The 350-nt window shown below is 32.0% G+C and carries 1 pseudogene; it reads right to left on the minus strand.

The window, feature by feature from the left end:
- A pseudogene (locus HHH54_RS10965) lies at positions 1-350 on the minus strand (ISL3 family transposase); the annotation flags it as partial.

Genomic DNA, 350 nt, shown 5'->3' on the forward strand with positions numbered 1-350 from the left:
ATTCGTAAAGTTGGCATATTCTAATGTGTTGGTGATGAATGGAATATAACTTTTTAATGTTTTTATGACAGTTCTTAATTTAGGATGGATATCTGGTAAAGCTACGTTTTCTAAAGACTGAAGTAAGCCTTCTATATCATTGTTATTAATATGACAACGAAGTTGATTGACTGTAAAGTGCGTACGACTAAGCATCTCATTTTGTTCATTAAGATATTGAACTATCCCTTTTTGTGTCTTCCACGATTTAAACAATGGAACCTTTCGGTACTCAAACGCTTCTAAATCTTCTATAGGTTTTAAATATAGTTTCCAGAAGCGCTTGAACTTATTATATAAAGGGCGATCAA

The sequence above is a fragment of the Staphylococcus canis genome, from assembly GCF_016238445.1.
GTDB lineage: Bacteria > Bacillota > Bacilli > Staphylococcales > Staphylococcaceae > Staphylococcus > Staphylococcus canis.